This is a genomic window from Mastigocoleus testarum BC008, from assembly GCF_001456025.1.
Classification (GTDB): Bacteria; Cyanobacteriota; Cyanobacteriia; order Cyanobacteriales; family Nostocaceae; genus Mastigocoleus; species Mastigocoleus testarum.
In genome coordinates, this window is the sequence record NZ_LMTZ01000002.1 from 178660 (window position 1) to 198929 (window position 20270).

Genomic DNA, 20270 nt, shown 5'->3' on the forward strand with positions numbered 1-20270 from the left:
AATGTCTGATATGACTTTACTTTTGACTTTCTGCAAAGTGATATCCTGTCTCCTTGTGAATATACTCTAAGACTTTTTTGTAAGAATCTGAGTTACTTACAGGATTAATTATGATAGGTATGGTGCTATCTGGCAACCAGAATGTTATCCTGCCATTTGGCTCGTGACAAAAAGAGCTAATGCAGTTGAGGTTGATAATGTATTCATTTCTGTCGTAGAAAATTTTTACCCAATAAGTATTCTCAAATTCCAACTCTGTAAATCGCTTGATGTACTCCAGAACTTTTTTATAGTCTTGGGGATTACTTAAGGGATTAATGACGATGGGTATTGCACAATCTGGCAGCCAAAAGGTTACTCTGCCATTTGCTTCACAGCAAAAAGCAGTTACTCGCTCAAAATTCACTACATATTCATTTTTCTCGTGAACTATTTTTGCCCAGTACGCCACCCTCATCTCCTCAAGTTTATTTGTCTTGATGTCGTCAGCATACTTCAGTACAACATCTCCTATGGAAAGTATAAGGGGTTAAGTACTGTAACGTTCTGCGTATATACTCGGACAAAATATCAAAAAATTGGCGAAATTTAAGATACTTGTACGGGAGTTTGCGGAACAGAAGAAGTCTGAGAGCAAATAATCGCAGCCTCCATTAAGCCTTTGAATAAAGGATGAGGGGCATTAGGACGAGAAATAAATTCAGGATGAAATTGACTGGCGATAAAGAATGGATGCTCCGGCAGTTCAACCATTTCTACTAAGCGTCCATCGGGTGAGGTTCCGCTGATTACATAGCCGGAGTCTAAGAATAAATTACGGTAAGCATTATTAAATTCATAGCGATGGCGGTGTCGCTCATTAATTTCTTTTTGTTGATATAGCCGGGCAGCCAAACTGTTAGCATTAAGGCGACAAGGATAAATTCCTAAGCGCATGGTCCCACCCAAGTCAACCACATCTTGCTGCTCTGGCAGAAGATTAATAACTGGGTTTGTAGTAAGTGGCTCAAATTCGGCACTGTGAGCATCTTTTAATCCGACAATATTTCGCGCCCATTCAATTACTGCACATTGCATTCCCAGACATAATCCTAAGAAAGGAATTTTTTGTTCCCTGGCATATTTGATTGCAGCAACTTTACCATCAACGCCCCGAATTCCAAAACCACCAGGAACAACTACAGCATCAACTCCTTTCAGGTGTATCTGTGCTGGCTCCACTTCCAAGTCTTCTGAATTCACCCAACGGATATGTATTTCGCTATGGGTCGCGATCGCTGCATGACGTAGAGATTCAACTACAGAGAGGTAAGCATCACTCAAGCTAACATACTTACCAACAATCGCAATTTCAACCCGGTGTTTGGGACTGTATAATTTTTTTACTAAATTCCGCCACTCACTGATATCAGCTTGACGTTGCTTCATATTTAATAACGAAAGTGCCTGGAAAGCTAATCCTTCCTGCTCTAAGATTAGCGGGACTTCATAAATACTTTTGGCGTCAATTGCTGGGATTACGCACTCAACTGGAACATCACAAAATGAGGAAAGTTTTTCTTTAATACCTTGGGGTAAAGAGCGATCGCACCGACAAATCAAAATATCTGGTTGAATACCAATTGACCGCAGTTCTTTGACAGAGTGTTGGGTTGGTTTTGTTTTCATTTCACCAGCCGAAGCAATCCAAGGTATCAAGGTAACATGCATATACAGCACATTTTCCCTACCTACTTGTTTGCGAAACTGACGAATTGCTTCTAAAAACGGTAGAGACTCAATATCTCCCACAGTACCGCCAATCTCAGTAATCAATACATCAGCCTGAGTATAATCAGCAACCCCTAATATTCTTTCTTTAATTTCATTGGTAATATGGGGTATTACCTGAACTGTACCTCCGTTGTAATCACCTCGGCGCTCTTTGTTAATAACAGCTTGGTAGATTGAACCGGTAGTAACACTATTGAGGCGAGACATGGAAGTATCGGTAAAGCGTTCGTAATGCCCCAAATCTAAATCGGTTTCTGCCCCATCCTGAGTGACAAACACTTCACCATGCTGAAAAGGACTCATGGTGCCCGGATCGACATTAATATAAGGGTCAAGTTTAAGAATCGACACAGAATAGTTGCGCGATTTTAGCAATCGACCTAAGCTAGCTGCTACAATTCCTTTGCCGATACTGGAAACAACACCACCAGTGACAAATACAAACTTAGTCATAGTATTTCGAATTTCTAGCAACCTCTAAAAAAATACATCCCGTCATTGTGCCACAGTAAATGTTGAGAAATTTGTTTTCTGTTAGCGTCAAACCTCTTATTGGATTAGCTCTGTTAACGCCTATCATCGTTAATCACTCCCCTGCTGTAGCACAAGAACAGTCTCTGAAGGTGGTTTATCCCCGGACGAACCATAAAACATCTTCGGATAAAATTTTCTTCATTGGTACAGCACCGCGAACCGGACAGGTTTTCATAAATGGTCAGTCAATAACACGTTCCCAAGCTGGTCATTTTGCTCCCAGTTTTCCCCTGAAATTAGGAGAGAATAAGTTTACAGTCCGCCACGGGAATCAAAAAATTGAAATAGTGGTGACCAGAGTAGCCACTGAACCAAAAATTCCCCAAGGATTAGCATTTGCCGTAAATTCTCTAACTCCAGCAGTAGACATAGACAGAATGCCAGATGATAGGATCTGTTTTAGCGCTATTGCTCCCCCAGATGCGAAGGTATCTGTTAGATTAGGCTATCGAAATATTCGTCTTTATCCCCAACCACAACAAGCTAAATTACCAAGCAATTTAGCTGCCCTAACTGGGACTAATCAGCCTTCTCACAAACAAATGACTGGCAAATATGCAGGCTGTACTGTTATAGAAAAATCTGGCAATTTTGGACGACCCATTTATAAGCTGGATCTTCAGGGCAAGAAATTTACTCAAAGAGCGCCAGGTAAAGTATCTATTTTATCACCTGCTAGCCTACAAGTGGTTGAGGTCACAGCGGATGCAGGAGTAGCACGTACCGGACCAAGTACTAATTATTCTAGACTGACGCCATTACCAAAGGGAACAAGAGCGGCAATTACTGGCTCGGAAGGTGAGTGGTTACGCTTAGACTACGGTGCTTGGATCAAGGGTAAAGAAACCCAGATTTTAAATGGTGCTATCCCGCCAGCAACTGTAATTCGTAGTGTTGGATCGCGAAAATTTTCTGATGCTACTCAGATAACTTTCCCACTACAAGTTCCGGTACCTATTAGCGTCCACCAAAGCGATCAAACTTTTTCTCTTACCCTACACAACACGACGGCACAAACTGACATTATTCGTTTGGATGATAACCCGTTCATTTCACGACTGGACTGGCAGCAAATAACCCCAAGTCAGGTACGATACACTTTTAATCTTAAATCAGAACAGCAATGGGGACACACACTGAGCTATGAAGGCACAAGTTTAGTGTTAAAGCTACGTCATGCTCCGAGAATTTCGCGTCGCCGACGTAAACCACTGTCTGGTATTAAAATTTTACTCGATCCTGGACATGGTGGTAAAGAGAGTGGTGCGGTTGGTCCTACAGGTTACCCAGAAAAAGATGTGAATCTAAGTGTTTCTAAATTACTACGGGATGCTTTGGTGAAGAGGGGTGCAACGGTTGTCATGACCAGGGAAGACGATCGAGATGTTTCTTTGAGAGAACGTCAAAAAATTATTGCCCGAGAAGAACCAGCACTTGCACTTTCAGTTCATTACAATGCCCTTCCAGACTATGGAGATGCAGAGAACACTAGAGGTGTAGGTATTTTTTGGTATCATCCCCAAGCTCATAGTTCGGCAATATTTTTGCACAATTACTTAGTCAAAAAACTTAATCGACCATCCTATGGTGTATTTTGGAATAATTTAGCGTTAACCCGTCCAGCAGAAGCTCCTTCACTTTTATTGGAGCTGGGTTTTATGAGTAACCCTTCAGAATTTGAGTGGGTAGTTAATCCCAAATCTCAACAAAAATTAGCTAACACCCTTGCAGATGGGATTGCGGAGTGGTTTAAGACTGTGCGTTAAACAAAATTTGCGATTTCCAAAATTTCTAGCCAGCCTTTATAAACACCATACCGTACAGATACAAATATACTAACAGTATAATTCTGGCTCAAGGGACTAAAAGATTCCTACATAGTCTGATAAAGAATTTTACTGTTAGGTAATAAATTGAAAATAGGTGTAAAATAATTTACTCATTGATATGTCATTAACTCAAAATGCTACAAGTTCTGATTTGCTAACTTGATACTTGTATCCAAATTTATTGGAATTAATTCTAACTATATGCCATCAAAAAACATCGACTTAGATGATATCGTACTGATACAAGAGCATTAATATGCACGTGAAATATCATTGTAAAATTTGGTTTATTCACTTACAACTTAACTTCTTGCTGAGCTTCAACTAAATAAATATTTTCTACATCCTATTGAAGTTTCACTATTGAACTTTATATATTCCAGTTTGACGTGAATTATTCAGTACATACCTATGTTTTCCAGAAGATACACTCTAACTTATATCTTCTTAATTAATTACTATTTATCAATGGTATGTAATTTAACTCAAATCTAGTATATCTGATTATTAGGGTATCAAATATAAACTCAGTGCAATGTATTTAAATTTCACAGAATGTAAGTTTTATGAGTGCAGATAAAGCTTAATATGGATGTATATTAATTATCATTTAAGTAAGTATCAATACAGAAAATAAATAGATTGTTTTGGGTTTAAAATATCAGAATGTTCCCACAAAATACTTTTGAATTAGTTTGATTTTTGAGATATATATTTGGAGTATATTTGGAGTACATATTCGGTGTACGTAGTTGGAAATTGTATGCACAATCGCTAGAACCAGTTATTATTGGAATAAAATTCATTAAAAATACACATATTCCTATGGTAAAAAGTTCTTTGCTTCACAATCCAATGTAGAGCTTTAGACAAAATAAACAATATAATTTACTAGATTGAATTTCGTGTATAAAGATGTTTCACACTATAAGGATAAATAATTACTGAAAACTAGCAATTCTTTTAGCTGAAAAACTTCTGCTATAAAAAAATAGTGTACACCCCTATTGAGATGGGTGTGATCAATTAAAGAAATGTCAAAAATAAACAATATTAAAATTGAATTGATATGAATAGCTCGTAGTTTTACGTATTCATACCTTCAACATGATTCAAAAAGATAGGACTCTGAGGTTTGTACTTAGTATAATATTTACCTAGAGTATCTTTAGACAACTTTCAAAATAGATTTAAGAAACCTAAAATATTTTTTGGAATTTGTTAGTATTCTAATTACTGTTGGAGGAAGTAATTATTCTACTTCCTTTATTCATATATCCTAGTTAATTGTACCTGGTGAATAATTAATATTTAGTATATTTATTCATTTTGTTTTGAAAATAATGATGAGACGGGTGACGCTATTAAATACAACCATTCACAATATCAAGATGGTTGATTTGCTGGAAAATTTACGCGGTGGTGGAGTGGTATTTACACCTAATGTGAACCACATAGTATGCTTACAGAAAAATAAGGAATTTTATTCCATCTACCAAGAAGCTGATTACAGAGTTTGCGATAGCAAGATACTGATGTACGCATCTAATTTTTTAGGATCTCCGATTTTAGAAAAAATATCCGGTTCTGACTTATTTCCAGCTTTTTACAAATACTACCAGAACGATGAAAATATCAAGATATTTTTACTAGGCTCCAAAGAGAAAACTGTTCAAACTGCGAAAAAGAAAATCAACACTAGGGTTGGAAGAAATATTATTATCGCGGCACATTCACCATCATTTGGTTTTGAAAAAAAAGAAGATGAATGTAAAAAAATAGTAGAATTAATTAATAATTCTGGGGCTACTGTTTTGGCTATAGGTGTAGGTTCACCCAAACAAGAAATGTGGATAGCCAAATACAAAAAGCAACTGAAAAATATTAATATATTTTTGGCTATTGGAGCAACAATCGATTTTGAAGCTGGCAACGTCAAGCGTTCACCAAAATGGATGAGTGAAATTGGTTTTGAGTGGTTATATAGACTCTTGAATGAACCAAGGCGACTATGGAAAAGGTATCTGTTAGATGCTCTGCCATTTTTATGGCTCATTTTAAAGCAACGGCTACTACTGTATAGAAATCCTTGGTCTTCAAATATAAGAAGAAAAGAGTTATAAGACTAAAATCCTTAGCCAAAACTTATAGGAGAATGTACAAAGAATAATTGAGCTACATGAAAAACTGAGTTCGATATAATCAATATCTCCATAACTCAATAGTTTTGTAGTTTTTTTCAGTGAGTGTCCTCATCAAAAGGTCAATGCAATGGAAAATAAAGGCTATCCCGAAGAGATAGATCTTCAGAAATACTTGCTAGTCCTCAAACGTCGCTGGCTTATAGCATCGGGAGTATTTGCTGTATGCTCAGGGCTAGCCGGACTCAGTTTACTGTTACAGAAACCGGCTTATGAAGCCAGTGGAAAGCTATTATTTCAATCGAGTAAGGCTTCTTCTCTGACGGGGGTTGGAGAAAAAATTGGGCATCTCGATTCTATCCGTAAGGAAGCAAATCCACTCAACACTCAAGCTCTGTTAATCAATTCAGAATCAGTTTTAAAAGAAGTAGTTGATACCCTTAAACTTAAGGATAAAGATGGTGCTCCTCTTGATGCTGGAGCTCTTGCTCTTGATATAGAAACGGTTAGTGGTACAGATGTTTTAAAAGTTTCTTTTTCATCAGAAGATCCTGTATTGGCAAAAGCAGTTGTCAATCAGGCAATGAACGCTTATATAGATGATAACACTCAAAGAAATCGCTTAGAAGCTTCAGGAGCTGCTGAGTCCATTCAAGAACAAGTACGTACGGCGAAACGCGAACTAAATGAAGCCGCAGAAGCCCTGAGAAGATTTAAGGCAAAAAACAAGATTATCAACCTGCAAGAAGAGACCAGCGGCACCGTTAAAAATATCACAAAGATTGACGAAGAAATTAATACAGTTAGGTCAGAATTAGCAGATTTGACTGCTCGAGAGCAACAAATTCGTCGTCAATTAAAGGTTGCTGATAGCTCTGTTGACATTGCTTCTTTAAGTGAAAATGAAGGGGTACAAGGTGTCCTCAAACAACTGCAAGAAGTCCAAGCTCAAATAGCTACTAATAGCAGTCTTCTACAACCAAATCATCCAACACTGGTTGACCTAAGAAATAAAGAAGCTAATTTACAAGCTTTATTGGATCAAAGAACTAATCAGTCTTTGGGCTATGATGCACAGATTGCTCCCGAAAAATTACAAATGGGAGATATCAAACAAGGATTAGCAACCGAGTTAGCAAGAATAGAATCTACTCGATCTGGTTTACAGAATAAAATTAATTCTTTAATCTTGATCCGAGAAAAATATAGACAAAGAGCTGATACTCTTCCTAACTTGGAGAAAAGACAAGGAGATATACAAAGAAGATTATCTGTAGCACAAGGAAGCTATGAAGACTTACTGACAAAAGAACGAGAAATTAATATTGCCCAAAAGCAAATTGTCGGTAATGCCAGCATATTAGAGTATGCCAAAATTCAAAGTAGCATTAAAGCTTTGAAAAAAAATATCCTGATTGCTGGTGGTGGGGTATTCATTGGACTGCTGTTAGGCGTTGCTGCAGCTTATTTTGTTGACCTGATTGATCGAAGATTGAAGACACCCCAAGAAGCAGAAGCATTATTTGGACATACCCTACTGGGACTAATACCTAAATATGAGATGAATCATCCATCCTTTGTAGAAAGCGAAGGCTTGGAAGGAATTTCTCCTAGGGTAATTGTTGCCACATCACCCCGTTCAATGCTTCATGAGGCTTACCAGATGCTTCAGGCTAATTTAAAATTCGTCAGCTTGGATAAGAAAGTTAGCAAAATAGTTGTTACTAGTTCTATTCCTGGAGAAGGTCGAACTGAAGTAGCTGCTAATCTAGCAGCAGTTATTGCACAATCTGGTAAAAGAGTTCTACTAGTAGATGCAGATATGCGTCAACCAGCCCAACATCACCTTTGGGGTTTAATTAACTCGGTAGGTTTGAGTAACGTGATGGTAGGACAGCAGTTGTTTTCAAAGGCCGTTCAAAAAATAACTCCAAGCTTATCCGTACTAACCTCTGGCGTAGTTCCCCCTAATCCCTTAGCTCTTATAGACTCTGAGCGTATGACATCTTTTATTGATATGCTCAACGAGAATTACGACTACATTATATTTGACACTCCATCCTTAGCTGGAACAGCAGATGCTGCAGTTTTAGGTAAAATGGTCGATGGAGTGCTAGTTGTATCTAGACCTGGGCTTGTTGATTCTAAGAGTGCATTAGCAGCGAAATCCTTGCTAACTCGTGCAGAAGTAAATGTTATGGGTTTGATTGTTAATGCAGTAGATGTAAGGCAGTACGGTGAGAATAATTTCTACTATAATCATTCCCGTTCAGACTCCTATTCTAGAGAAACTGAAAGTACAAATGTATTTTCAGAATCAAAGTTTACGGGCTAGAACGTCATAGTTTAGAACTTTACAGCATAGTTCAAGCTTAAAAAAAGGAATTGAAAAAACTGCTTCAAAAAAACTACTTCAGAAAAACTAGTTCAAAAAAACTATTTCAGTCCGGCTTGCGCGTTCACAAAATAAGTAAATAGTTGCAAGTATTTATTCGTATTTGCAATATCTTTACTCAAACTTTTTGTATTTTCGCGTAAGTCTCATTACAAAATATATTTACCCCATGACAGCTTTTGGGATTGTGAATGGGGGTAAAATCTTATTTTTGCCATATGCATATTTACCTTACTGTGCCTCATTAGTACAGCGGGGGGTTAGCATAAAGTGCATGCGCAAAGCTAACACGCTGATTCCAAGCCACTACTATAATAATGGACACACAATTAAAATCCAAAATTAATACAGAAAGTAAAATAAATGCAAATTTGAGCATTTGGCAGCAAATTCATGAGGACTGGGTTGCTCACGGACGCGATTGGACTAAGCCGGGATTTCGTGCTGTAGCGGTACATCGCTTTGGAGTTTGGCGAATGAAGGTTCAACCAAAGTTACTTCGAGCGCCTCTGAGCATTTTATATAGAATGCTGTTTCGTAAAATTCGCAATACCTACGGAATTGAATTACCTTACTCCGTGAAATTAGGTCGCCGTGTTATTTTTGAACACCAAGGGGCAATTGTAATTCATGGTAACTGTGAAATTGGAGATGATTCTATCATCCGTCAGGGCGTAACTTTAGGTAATCGGTATTTAGAACATCCCTTTGATGCGCCAAAATTAGGTCGCCATGTCAATGTTGGGGCCGGTGCTAAAATTTTTGGTAGTGTCACCATTAACGATGGAGCGAACATCGGTGCCAATGCTGTAGTATTAATCGATGTTCCAGGTAAAGCAACTGCTGTAGGCATACCTGCAAAAATTATTACAACTGAATCCAAATCTCATAAATAAATTGGTTGACAAATTGCATTTTGCCCTGGAACTCAATCAATAATCTAATCATTAGTAATTAAACAAACAATTAGGGGTGCGATAGATACCTGTGATTTCCGTAAATAATATGATTATTTTTGCTACCGAGAGTCTGTTAATAGCTGGAGCAATAATTGTATTGATCCCATGCTTAATGCTTTTCATTGAGTGCTTCTTAGCCCTATTCCCAGTTAATACACAACCTGGTGGTAAAAATAGGCCAGAGGGAACCAAGGTTACAATTTTAATTCCCGCCCATGATGAAGAAAGTGTTATTTGTGCTACTCTTAAACAACTGTCTCAGGCCCTACAACCTGAAGATCGGGTGGTTGTAATTGCTGATAACTGTCAAGATAGAACAGCAGAAATAGCTCGTGTTGCAGGCGCAACAGTCATCGAACGTCACAATTCCGACCTCAAGGGTAAAGGTTATGCCTTAGACTATGGATTGAATTTTTTAGAAAACGATCCACCTGATGTGGTTATATTCGTAGATGCTGACTGCTACGTCGAAACTAATGCGATCGACATACTCGTTGCTCAAGTCATATCTACAGGAAAACCAGTACAAGCAAGTTATTTGATGGAAACTCCTCCCAACCCTAGATATAAGGATTTAATTTCTACCTTTGCTTTCAAAGTTAAAAATTTAGTCCGTTTTGAGGGATTAAAACGTTTGGGATTACCTTGTTTGTTAACTGGGACAGGAATGGCTTTTCCTTGGAAGGTTATCCGGAGCATTGACCTTGCTAGCGGTCATATCACTGAAGATATGAAGCTTGGTATGGATCTAACCCTTGCTGGATACGAACCAGTTTTTTGTTCTCGAGCTATTGTTAAAGGATATTTACCTTCAAACGATGAAACTGCGACAAAACAAAGAACTCGTTGGGAGCACGGTCACTTACAAACTTTGTTTACTTATGTCCCCCAGATGCTTTTAGAAGCATTGCAGCAAAAAAGATTGCGATTGTTTTTGAGTGCGCTAGATTTATCCGTACCACCCCTATCTTTGTTAGTAGTTATATGGTCTGGTGTTTTAGGGATTTCTTTATTGGTGGGAGTTTTAGGAATTTCTTGGATCCCAGCGATAATTTTAACAGTTGCTGGTTGTTGTTTGTTATTAGCAATTGGTATAGCTTGGGCAAAATTTGGACGAACCGATATTCCGTTACATAAGCTTTTGATAATCCCTATTTACGTGCTTTGGAAACTTCCTATCTACTTGAAGTTTTTAGTTAAACCTCAAAAAGTATGGGAACGGACAAACAGAGAATCAATTCAAAATAATGCAACAGGCTAGGCTATTTGTATGATGTCATTAAGCAACCTAAGCTATTGTGTTTAAATTTATTGAAAATCACAGAGGTACTGGAATAATGCCCAAACAGCTTCGGATTCTGTATGCGTCTGGTCCTGAAGATGTAATTGAGGCTTATAATTTCTGGATTCAGAATCAAGATGTACCTTCTCAGGTTTCGGTACCTTATTGCAGACAATTTTATGAAGTTTGTCGCGCTCTTGATGCTCACGCGTATATCATCGCTCCAACAAAAAAATCGGAATATTTGCACGAAGAGCAATTTATTGTTGAAAGTTGCCCTCTACCGATAAGAAACGCTTCTGGAATCGTATATCACTTGCAACAACTTTGGTGTGCGTTACGGTTGCTTGTGAGAGCAATTCGCTTTAAAGCAAATGTGGCAGTTATTTCTAGTGGGAATACCCACTGGTTTTTATTACCAATTTTTTCTTGGTTCGGAATTAATGTGGTACCTTCCCTACATTGTGTCCTATGGCGAAAGTATGCGGCTAAACGTTTAGCCGATAAACTGAGCTTGCAACTGGGGAGTTATTTTTTCAGAAAGAAATGTCGAGGAATACTAACAGTTTCCCATGATATTGCCAAACAAGTGGATGAACTAACACAAGGGGAACATCCGCCAATTTTTGAGTTTTTCCCAACCTTTCGTCAAGCTGATTTTATAAATATTCCAGAACCACCAAAAAATGGTCAAACCTTTAGGGTATTATTTGCCGGACGAGTCGAAGAAAATAAAGGTGTATTCGACTTATTGGAAATTGCCAAACGATTTTCGGAGCAGGGAATCAAAGAAATAGCATTTGATATTTGTGGTGCTGGTTCAGCTTTAGATCCTTTACGTTTAGCAGCTTCCGAGGCTAAAGTAGAAGAAAATTTTATATGTCACGGTTATTGCAATAAATCGCAAATGCGAGAGATGTTTGGTCGTTCGCATGTTGTTATAGTTCCGACTCGAACTGATTTTGTTGAAGGTTTCAACCGCGTAGTAGGGGAAAGTATTCTTGCTCATCGTCCAGTCGTCACTTCTGCCGTTTGTCCAGCTTTATGTTATGTCCAAGATGCGGTTATGGAAGTACCACCTAATGACATTAAAGCCTATGGCGATGCATTACTGGAACTGTATCAAAAACCTGAGCTTTACGAAACAAAAAGACAAGCTTGTTTTAGGGTAAAAGAACAATTTTATGATTTGGAGAAAAGTTGGGGAACTGCTCTCAAAAATATACTATTAGCAATACAGGAAGGTAAAGAAGTAAGAAAATTAAAGACTACCGGTATCTAGTGACTTTAGTATTCGTTATTGGTTACATATCAGGGATTAATAGTTTTTATTCCAGTTTTGATTTTAAGTACTATATAGCGCTACCCTTCGGAAGAATACTCCAGGGGCGCTGATAGTAATAACCACCGATTTTAATTTTTGCAAGCAAAGCAAGTATAAAATGCAAATTGGAGCGAAAGCGCAGGACAAAAATCAATATACTTCCTCAGAGCAATCTTCTCACATGCCACAACCAACTCTGGACAAAGTGGAAAAAATAATCGCCGTTTTAGGGTTGTTATTTTTTTCTGGTATGTTTGCTCAAATCGCACCAACGAGTGTGGTCTCAATCGTCAGATACATTGTATGGTTAGGACCAACGGTATTGATGATTTTCCGTCACAGAAGTACCCGAAAAATAGCATGTCGCAGTAAACTCCTTTGGGTCCTCATTGGGATACTCCTATTGTCATTTCTGTGGTCTGATTATTTGCCATCAACTTTGGCTGATAATCGAGAGGTTCTGCAAATGAGTACCTTTGGTTTATATTTTGCTGCCAGATTTGACCTGAGGCAACAGCTCAAACTTATAGCTTTATCTTTTGCTATTGGTGCTGTGATGAGCTTTATTGTTGCTCTTGCTGTACCTGAAATTGGTATTCACGGAGCAGACCACCCCGGTGCTTGGAAAGGAGTATATGGCTATAAAAACAACTTAGGAAGTATGATGATTTTGGCTACATTGGCATTTGTATTTGTGCCTGTGCGGCCAATTCACCGCTTTTTGAAATGGATATGTTTGTTTATGTCGATTGCTTTGATTTTGCTTTCGACTTCCAAAACTTCCTTGACCATGGTGTTTTTACTCTTCCTAACTTTGTTTTTCTACCGTAAATATCGCTGGCGTGGCAAAGTCACGGTATTATTTTTGGATATAGGTATTTTGTTATTAGGATGTGTCGGAACAATAGTTTTTGCTTACTGGGTAGATATCTTGGCTGGTCTTGGAAAAGACCCAACTTTAACCGGACGCACCTTGATGTGGGGGGTAACTCTCACTAGATTAATGGATAGACCGTTGTTGGGTTACGGACGTACAGCATTTTGGGCCCCAGGAAGTCCATATGCAGTAGAAGCAGGTCGTGCTGTGACTGAGAATTTCGTTCCACCTCATGCCCATAACGGTTTTATTGATTTAGCCCTTGATGTTGGCTTGATAGGCTTCGCGTTATTTACAATCATTTTTTTCAAAACATATTTCAAAAGTCTTCAAAGGGCTTACGCCGCAGTGCGTCCAGAAAATTTATGGTACATAGCTTTTCTTTTGTTCCTATTTATGAACAATATAATGGAAAGCTATTTGCTCTATAAAAGTAACATATACTGGGTACTTTTTGTTACGACTGTACTTTCTGTTTGAATCACAAAATCCTATAAATTAAATTATTGGAGCGATAAAATACTATCAGCATAAAATTGCGAAAATGTATAATATGTATATTTTGCAGCAATTATATGTCTCTACAAATTTTTGATTAAACTTGAATTTAGCACTAACAAGCTAAGTTAGGACATATATTAACCCTAAAAGCCATACGTATTAGGCTTATGTCCTACGGACACGCTATCCTAATGACTTTTCACTTGCACATAGCGCTACATAAAGGTTTTAGACTTATTTAGTAAATCCCATGTAGAGACCTCCCATGTAAAGTCTCTACATAATTTATTCTCATAAAATCGTTTAGGATTGCTATATAGGGATTACATCAACCATAGAGTATCTTTGGCTCCAGTTAAGGAAAGTACCTTCTCAGGCTGACTGCAATTTTGTACTTAACCGCTAGGTCAAAGCTTTTAACCTCTTCCTTGATTCAGCTAAACTAAGCTCATCTGTCTAGAATTTTCGTGCTAAAAAACCCATCTACAAAACCCTACATGCTTTGGTGTAATTATTTAATTGCCGCGATCGCACTTCTTTAAGCAATTTACTTGTAGCACGCCACTGTATGGGTGCTTCGTTTTTTAATGGACCAAGAGGTTTTAACCATTGAGCAACCGGTGGATGAGCCTGATCCAAACAATCAACAAAGGTTTCCCAAAACCAGGGCCACATAGCATCATGGTAATGGACTATTTTAGTAGCTTTGAACTGTTCTTCACTGTACCATTGGCTGTGAGTCTTACTACCCATGCCATAGTTATAGGAGTAAGGTAAAGCACGCCACTTCAGATCTCTTTTGAGCATGGCTAAAACTAAAGCCACTTGCTCGTGAAAGAAAATACTGGATTCATGGTTTGCAATTTCAGCATTAAGAATGTCAAAACATACTTGGAGATAATCTTTTGCCAATCCTAAGGATCGGCGATATGCAAAAACTCCACTATTCCAGTAAATACGAATATTTTTCTTTTCTCTTTCTGTTACTATCCAGGGAATATTTTCAATATTTAAATCGAATATTGTGTAGAGTTCTTTCCAAAATTTATCTTGGGGGTCTTCTAATCCCGCACTTCCAATATTTTTGTCAGAAGCACAAGCTACAAAATCTTCCCCTTCCTTGAAGATTAGCTCCTCTGGTTCGCCTAAAATCAAAACATCGCTATCCAGCCAGCAAACTGACTCGGATGTTATGCATTCTTCTGCAGCAACTAGAGCCAAAGGTTTATTCAAAAAACCAAGCCATGAATAATTGGTTCGAGGATTACAGCGAATATGATTGACGTTCAAACGAGCAAAGGTATTCTTTGTATGTTGCGATAAAGGAGGTCCAAAGCGAGGAGTCACAGCATATATTGGCGCATCCGCAAACTTTCCTCCCCATTTTCGCAGACTCTCTATCATTCGCAACGTATAATTCTCAAGCGCACCAGACTCAACGCAGCAGACAAAAGAAGTCTGACATTTATCGGACATAATACTCCTTTAGAGATTCAACACCCATATACAATTTAATTTTATTGCTGCTTTCAGGATTACTTTAGCCTTCAAGCTTCAAAATTTTAGCCTTATTTTGGCAAAGTAATAATCGGGAAACTAATAAATTTGTAGTTTAAAAAAGCATAACTCAAAGAAACTATAGCTCAAAAAAAAACTATAGTTCAAAAAACTATAAATCTAAAACAAATACTAAAACTCTTTACCAGATAAAAACATCAAACACAACCACCCTTACTGGCTTTTATTCTTTTTGCTGGTACTCCAACAGCTACAGAATAAGGAGGGATATCCTTAGTTACTACAGCTCCCGCCCCAACTACACTACCACGACCTATAGTTACTCCGTCCAAAATTCTAACCCCTGTACCCAACCAACAGTTATCTTCAATGGTAATTCCTTCTCTGCTCAGTCCATATTCTCTGTGATTGTTAGCATATATGCCCGTTTGCGAAGCGATTAGGCATTGCTGACCGATTTTGATATGACCAGGTCCGCTCATACAAACATACGGTCCTAAATAAGAACTATCGCCAATTTCGATCGAACAATCTTCTCCAGCAACATTGATATCAACACCTCGATCCAGACAAACTCTGTTGCCCAAGCGAATAAAACTATTGGTTGTCTTCACATTCAAGCGAACGTCTCGCATAATCTTGACGTCATTGCCAATCTCAATGGCATTAGCACCTAAAAACTCTGAACCTGCTTGAATGTAAACATTTCGTCCCATACGTGCAAATATTATTTTGTACAAAAACTGTCTCATGATAGTCCCTAAAGGACGGGGAATACCTCCTAACAAACTGGTTACTATGTGTGCCGTGATTTTTTGACGTTGGATAACATGATTAGTGTTTTCCAAAGCAAGTGCTGTTTTCATGGAGTTACGAACTATTTACTAAACTGGGAGACTAAATTTAAGTTGCGACTAATTTTTTGGCTTTAATTAATCGAGCGATACAACACTAATTTTGATGAGTTTTAAAAAGGTGTATCAAAGGGTATCAATAATAACTATACAATTATTTTGTTATCTCTAAAAGCTATGTTTCTCGTTATTTATGAGTGCTAATAATAACTTTATGACTAAGATTTATAGAAAAAATAAATTTTGAATAAGCACTGTGTGCTAAGATGCCTAACATATTATTCTGAAATAGAAAAAAGCTGAAGTCTTCCATCCTGAGTATAGTTAAAGAATGGACTATTGGACGATTAAAACAGAAAAATGTAAAAAGAAAAAGCAATTCTATTTGATCTGATAATTGTCATCCAGAAACATTAGAAGTAATTTTAGTTTTCAATAAATTAAAATTGTGGGTAACAATTTAAGCTCACAAATAAAAAAATCATAAATTTAAGAATATTTATTTTTTTATTACATCTCTTGACTTACTAAAAATGCTGTACTGTCAAAATTAAAATTTTTTGACTTTTAAAGATATTAAGGTAAAAAAATAACACGTAAATTAACCAGCGAGGAAAATTATGACGTCAGTTGGTGTAGTTGTCATTGGTAGAAATGAAGGTAACCGTCTTAAGGAAAGTCTGCTATCTGCAATTGGAGAAAATAGAACTGTTGTATATATTGATTCTGGTTCTACCGACGGTAGTGTACAATTAGCCCAATCTTTGGGTGTCGGGGTTGTAGAATTAGATTTATCAATTCCATTCACCGCTGCTCGTGCAAGAAATACAGGTTTTGAACATCTGCTGCAGATGGATCCGCAAATCGATTTTGTGCAATTTGTGGATGGAGATTGTCGGATTGTGCAACAATGGTGGGATGTTGCTCTGAAAAAATTACAGCAAAACCCAGAAATTGTAGTGGTCTGTGGTAGAAGGAAAGAAGAATTTCCCAACAGCTCAATTTACAACCGTCTTTGCGATATTGAATGGGATACTCCTATCGGAGAAGCCAAAGCCTGTGGTGGTGATGCGATGATGCGCGTCAGTGCTTTTAAATCCGTCGGTGGATTTAATCCTAAATTAATTGCAGGTGAAGAACCAGAATTGTGCGTACGTTTGCGACAAGCTGGAGGCAAAATTTTCCGGATCGATGCTCCTATGACTGTACACGATGCGAAAATTAGTCAGTTTGGACAATGGTGGAAGCGATCGCTCAGAGCGGGTCATGCATATGCTGAAGGTTCTTGGCTGCATGGTCGCTCTCCCGAGCGACATTGGTTGAAGGAAAGTCGTAGCATCTGGTTTTGGGGACTGATACTACCTGTAGTTGCTTTGCTGGCGGCATGGTTTACCTTTGGGGTGAGTTTATTATTACTTTTGCTTGCTTATACTTTGTTGACTTACCGAATATACCAGTCGGGACACAAAAGAGGACTGACAGCATCAGATGCACGTTTGTACGCGATATGGTGTATGTTAAGTAAGTTTCCTCAACTTCAAGGTCAATTGCAGTTTCATTTTTCCCGAATACTACGGCGGCAACAACAGTTAGTGGAATACAAGAATACAAGCGTAGTATCATAAGAGTAAGTAAATAATGAACCAATAATTCCCTGACTATTCGGCGCAGCGACCACGCAAAATAAAACTTTGATAGGTGTAGGTTTTTAAGAAAGGAGTGATTAAGGTAAGGTGATTAAGCGCTTGAATTGAGTACTAAAATTTTGTAGAAAAGTTTTTTATCCCAAATACTATGAGAGTATTTCCCTTGTTTCCGTATTTTCATGTTTTCTCATCAATAAAAATCACTAACGGAACTCAGACAAAAACAAACAGCGAAAAGCCTCAAAGCCAGTTATGATAATGGATTAGCTTCAAAGGTCTAAGAATTCCTCTTAGGAAAGCACGGCGTTAGTCATAATCCAGATATGTCAAGAAAAAATCAATTTAAGTAAAATCATTGATTTGTAAAGCTTTGAGCTTTTTTTGAATTAAAAAATGTCTGAGTCCCATTAAAAACAAAAACCTACACTCGGGAGAAGCTCAAACCAGGGTTTTCTCCACGCCCTTTGTAAAAGATTCAATATCCTGAATCCGTAAGTGTCACAGTTTATAAAATTGCATATTTTTTTCATATACATAGGACTTACGCATTGACAGAATGAGGAAAATATGAGGTATGTATTTGAGGTATTAAACATCAATTTTCCGATACCTTTTATGCAATTACTTTAATTATGGAATTATTGACAATAGTCTGAAACAACGTATTTTCGTTCATTTAGAGTAGTAAATTTGTACGATGCGTAAGTCCTAATACATTTAATTTTTATATGTCGCAGAAAGTTGTGAAACAATCAATTACTCCACTGCCTTATCCTGTAACATTTATATGTCGTTATCCTGAGCGCTGGGCTGAACTTTTCTCATCAGAGGTATCAATATCTGATCCTGAGCATATTAATCATCGATTTGTTAATGCTGAGGACTGCTGGATTATTCAAACTTACTTACGCTTAAAGCAGAATAACTATAACGTATTTTTGTCAGACAGGTTTATTCCGGGTGAAATTTGCATTGTCAGTTCTCTTGATTTGAAAATTAAGGACCTCAGTTTTTCTTCATTTGTTGTCGGTTGTCGTGCAGATGGACCAAAACCTACTCTGTGTAATTTTGCTATTGTTCAAAACGAAACTTGTGTCGAATCTCAAACAGATGCCTTCGTTCCTCATTGGCCTCAACCCGGTCTGATACGACGAAATCAGACTCGTGGTACTCGAATTGAGAATATAGTTTTTAAGGGCTCGGAACTTAACTTGTACGAGCCTTTTAAGTCTTCTGAATTTCTGCAAAAGCTTGAGAATTTGGGGGTCAGATTACAGGTCAGTGGCAAAACCAAGGAACTCGTTGTCTCTTGGAACGATTACAGTGATGCAGATCTGGTGCTAGCTGTACGCGATCTCACCGAAAAAGATGCTTTAGTCAAGCCGGCAAGTAAACTAGTAAACGCATGGATGGCTGGTGTCCCAGCTTTGTTAGGCCCAGAACCGGCATTTCGTCAACTCAGACAATCAGAACTCGACTACATCGAGATTAAAACTCCTAACGACGTCATAAACGCAATTCGACACCTTAAGGAAGAACCCGAACGCTACGAAAAAATGATAGCTAATGGTTTTAACAGAGCCAAAGACTTTACTGTGGAACGGATCGCTGAGCAATGGCAGGAAATTTTAACAGGGCCGGTCGCGCAACGATATCATGAGTGGCGTTTGAAACCAAAGATAAGCCATTTGACAGATTTTGTCTTTAAAGCAATTCAGCAGAAAAAGGCTCGTTCAGAAGCTGTGTATCATCGTAAACATGGATACAGAATAATTTCTGGTCAACATACTTAATGTACTTGAACTACGAATTGTTGAATTTAATCGAACTAAGAATAGTATTTATCCGAAACATATAGCGGTTTGCAACTTAATAAGGTAGATTTGATTGGACAAAAACGCTTCACCACAAGATATATCTGTACCTCACCGAGTAGAAATCCGCTATAATTTCAGAGTTCAGAAGAACTTTTGGCGTCACAGCGAAGAAAGAAGGAACAGGGAAGAGGGAAGAAGGTACAGAATGCACCCCCGCAGAGGCTTAACGTCGTCGCCGAAGGCTCTGCCGCCTGGAATTAAATTCCTCCAGGTGGATCGGGGGTTTTATGTTGCCGTTAGAGGCACCTGCAGTGAACGCGAAGCGCGTCCAAAGTTGCTTGGACTCCTCCCTTTGGACGCACCCACGGTGAACACGTTCGCTTGGAAAGCGCGTCCTCAGTGCATACAAAACATTCTGGGTCCTATAAGAACGAGGCTTGTATCCTTCTGTCTTTAGGAAGGAAGATTTTTGTGGGAAATGCGTTTCTTAACATCTTCCTTCTTCCTTCCGAAGGAGTCGGTCAAACTTTTGACTGAGAACGCGCTCAATAAGTAGCTAGTACAACGCAGTGTAATTTTTGTCAGGGTTAACCATCTATGGAGGCGAATATTTCCTGTCTAAATAATCCTACCCGGATTTACACCTTGGATTACTGGGCTGCTCGAAATTCAAATTGAAATAAAAAGTTAGGCTATAAAAGCATGAATGACTCAATTGAGTAATCTTCTGCTGTAATACCAACTCTATGTGAAGTTGCATATAACTGTAGAATAAAGAATGAAGAAATAAAAGAAGCAAAAGCGAACAATGGGGCGTCCC

Annotated in this window: 13 protein-coding genes; 9 read left to right on the plus strand and 4 right to left on the minus strand. The window is 38.1% G+C overall.

What is annotated here, in order from left to right:
* Window positions 1–16: 16 nt before the first annotated feature.
* Together BC008_RS01710 and BC008_RS01715 are read right to left on the minus strand one after the other, a co-directional pair.
* Window positions 17–451, minus strand: a complete 435-nt coding sequence (locus BC008_RS01710; RefSeq protein WP_027840884.1) for a hypothetical protein — start codon at window positions 449–451, stop codon at window positions 17–19.
* A gap of 137 nt (window positions 452–588) precedes the next feature.
* The gene (locus BC008_RS01715; RefSeq protein WP_027840883.1) at window positions 589–2226 is read right to left on the minus strand and encodes a CTP synthase; all 1638 of its coding nucleotides are present in this window, start codon (window positions 2224–2226) and stop codon (window positions 589–591) included.
* Window positions 2227–2285: 59 nt separating this feature from the next.
* Here BC008_RS01715 and BC008_RS01720 point away from each other — a divergent pair, with 59 nt between their 5' ends.
* The 7 genes from BC008_RS01720 to BC008_RS01750 all read left to right on the plus strand — a co-directional run bounded on the left by BC008_RS01720 (window position 2286) and on the right by BC008_RS01750 (window position 13594).
* Window positions 2286–4073, plus strand: a complete 1788-nt coding sequence (locus BC008_RS01720) for an N-acetylmuramoyl-L-alanine amidase (RefSeq protein ID WP_036264456.1) — start codon at window positions 2286–2288, stop codon at window positions 4071–4073.
* 1409 nt (window positions 4074–5482) lie between these two features.
* On the plus strand, window positions 5483–6259 hold the full coding sequence (locus BC008_RS01725; RefSeq protein WP_036264466.1) for a WecB/TagA/CpsF family glycosyltransferase: 777 nt from the start codon (window positions 5483–5485) through the stop codon (window positions 6257–6259).
* A gap of 148 nt (window positions 6260–6407) precedes the next feature.
* Entirely contained in the window at window positions 6408–8612 is a 2205-nt protein-coding gene (locus tag BC008_RS01730; protein WP_027840881.1) for a GumC family protein, read from the plus strand.
* A 377-nt stretch (window positions 8613–8989) separates the two neighbouring features.
* Window positions 8990–9568, plus strand: coding sequence for a serine O-acetyltransferase (locus BC008_RS01735; protein WP_027840880.1), 579 nt, complete (start codon window positions 8990–8992; stop codon window positions 9566–9568).
* A gap of 175 nt (window positions 9569–9743) precedes the next feature.
* Window positions 9744–10892, plus strand: a complete 1149-nt coding sequence (locus BC008_RS01740) for a glycosyltransferase family 2 protein (RefSeq protein ID WP_235595771.1) — start codon at window positions 9744–9746, stop codon at window positions 10890–10892.
* Window positions 10893–10968: 76 nt separating this feature from the next.
* Window positions 10969–12195 carry a glycosyltransferase family 4 protein gene (locus BC008_RS01745; RefSeq protein WP_027840878.1) on the plus strand — a complete coding sequence of 409 codons (1227 nt, stop codon included), beginning with the start codon at window positions 10969–10971 and terminating at the stop codon, window positions 12193–12195.
* 160 nt (window positions 12196–12355) lie between these two features.
* Complete coding sequence (locus tag BC008_RS01750) at window positions 12356–13594, plus strand: O-antigen ligase family protein (protein WP_235595772.1); 1239 nt, start codon at window positions 12356–12358, stop codon at window positions 13592–13594.
* A 504-nt stretch (window positions 13595–14098) separates the two neighbouring features.
* Here the strand turns inward: BC008_RS01750 and BC008_RS01755 are convergent.
* A complete protein-coding gene (locus tag BC008_RS01755; RefSeq protein WP_027840876.1) occupies window positions 14099–15091 on the minus strand; it encodes a glycosyltransferase in 993 nt (330 codons plus the stop codon).
* A gap of 239 nt (window positions 15092–15330) precedes the next feature.
* A complete protein-coding gene (locus BC008_RS01760; RefSeq protein ID WP_027840875.1) occupies window positions 15331–15999 on the minus strand; it encodes an acyltransferase in 669 nt (222 codons plus the stop codon).
* Between the two features lie 608 nt (window positions 16000–16607).
* Between BC008_RS01760 and BC008_RS01765 the strand changes: the two genes are divergently transcribed.
* Window positions 16608–17612, plus strand: a complete 1005-nt coding sequence (locus tag BC008_RS01765) for a glycosyltransferase family 2 protein (protein WP_027840874.1) — start codon at window positions 16608–16610, stop codon at window positions 17610–17612.
* 749 nt (window positions 17613–18361) lie between these two features.
* On the plus strand, window positions 18362–19426 hold the full coding sequence (locus BC008_RS01770) for a glycosyltransferase (protein ID WP_036269169.1): 1065 nt from the start codon (window positions 18362–18364) through the stop codon (window positions 19424–19426).
* The last annotated feature ends 844 nt before the right edge of the window (window positions 19427–20270 follow it).

What these genes read in the sequence shown, in the direction of transcription:
- BC008_RS01715 (WP_027840883.1), bottom strand. Translation starts at nt 2,226, where the DNA reads ATGACTAAGTTTGTATTTGTCACTGGTGGTGTTGTTTCCAGTATCGGC.
- BC008_RS01720 (WP_036264456.1), top strand. Translation starts at nt 2,286, where the DNA reads ATGTTGAGAAATTTGTTTTCTGTTAGCGTCAAACCTCTTATTGGATTA.
- BC008_RS01725 (WP_036264466.1), top strand. Translation starts at nt 5,483, where the DNA reads ATGAGACGGGTGACGCTATTAAATACAACCATTCACAATATCAAGATG.
- BC008_RS01730 (WP_027840881.1), top strand. Translation starts at nt 6,408, where the DNA reads ATGGAAAATAAAGGCTATCCCGAAGAGATAGATCTTCAGAAATACTTG.
- BC008_RS01735 (WP_027840880.1), top strand. Translation starts at nt 8,990, where the DNA reads ATGGACACACAATTAAAATCCAAAATTAATACAGAAAGTAAAATAAAT.
- BC008_RS01740 (WP_235595771.1), top strand. Translation starts at nt 9,744, where the DNA reads ATGCTTTTCATTGAGTGCTTCTTAGCCCTATTCCCAGTTAATACACAA.
- BC008_RS01745 (WP_027840878.1), top strand. Translation starts at nt 10,969, where the DNA reads ATGCCCAAACAGCTTCGGATTCTGTATGCGTCTGGTCCTGAAGATGTA.
- BC008_RS01750 (WP_235595772.1), top strand. Translation starts at nt 12,356, where the DNA reads ATGCAAATTGGAGCGAAAGCGCAGGACAAAAATCAATATACTTCCTCA.
- BC008_RS01755 (WP_027840876.1), bottom strand. Translation starts at nt 15,091, where the DNA reads ATGTCCGATAAATGTCAGACTTCTTTTGTCTGCTGCGTTGAGTCTGGT.
- BC008_RS01760 (WP_027840875.1), bottom strand. Translation starts at nt 15,999, where the DNA reads ATGAAAACAGCACTTGCTTTGGAAAACACTAATCATGTTATCCAACGT.
- BC008_RS01765 (WP_027840874.1), top strand. Translation starts at nt 16,608, where the DNA reads ATGACGTCAGTTGGTGTAGTTGTCATTGGTAGAAATGAAGGTAACCGT.
- BC008_RS01770 (WP_036269169.1), top strand. Translation starts at nt 18,362, where the DNA reads ATGTCGCAGAAAGTTGTGAAACAATCAATTACTCCACTGCCTTATCCT.